Origin of the sequence: Shewanella sairae (assembly GCF_023283535.1) — a bacterium.
GTDB lineage: Bacteria > Pseudomonadota > Gammaproteobacteria > Enterobacterales > Shewanellaceae > Shewanella > Shewanella sairae.
On sequence record NZ_JAKILT010000211.1, the window covers coordinates 1 to 708 of the forward strand.

Annotated in this window: 1 protein-coding gene; it reads right to left on the bottom strand. The window is 48.2% G+C overall.

Going from position 1 to position 708, the window contains the following annotated elements; translation table 11 throughout:
• The coding region (locus L2748_RS24225) for a VirB4 family type IV secretion/conjugal transfer ATPase (RefSeq protein WP_476712911.1) at positions 1-708 on the bottom strand (708 nt) is incomplete at both ends.

Consider the following 708-nt stretch of genomic DNA (forward strand, 5'->3'; position numbering starts at 1 on the left):
GTAAGGTTGATTTCCCCATACCAGGTGGGCCAAATACCAACGTATGGCCTAAGTCGCTGTGATGCAGGTTTAACCAAAATGGCGCGTTACCCTCAGCGGAGCACTGCATGATAGCGGGTGAATCCTTGGGGTAGAGCGAGCACGGATTGGTGAGACGTCCCGTCCATAGGGCTGATAGCGGCAGCATTGCGGCTAAGTTTAAGGTGCTCACTAATGGGCGCCTCACGTTATGCAGGCTATCAGATGGCAGTGAGCCTAAGAATGCATCCACAGAGTTAACGGTCTCAATCAAGGCGTTGAAACCAATGTGCTTGATGGTGTTAATGACGCGCTCTGCTTTGTTGTTGAGCTCTTGCTGGCTCTGTCCCCTGATGATAATTGTTGAGGTGTAGTGCCCGTACTGAATGCCTTTAATTTTGATTAAGTCGATAGCTGAGCCGTATTGCGCCACCATGCGCCGTGCATCTTCATTAATCTTAGGCATTGGGTTGTTCATCAGTACGTCTTTAAAGCTCTTTTCTCGCTGCTTCCAGCGTTTTTGCTCCTTATTAAGTGCATGTTCTGCATCGGTTGCATCAAAAAAGGAGAAGCGGGTAGACCAGCGGTATTCCATACCCAGCTTATCGAGGTGATAAAGCATGTTAGGCGTGGAGCTGTCAGGAAAATCATTAATGCTGATGGTCATCAACAATTGGTTGTCGATTTTTG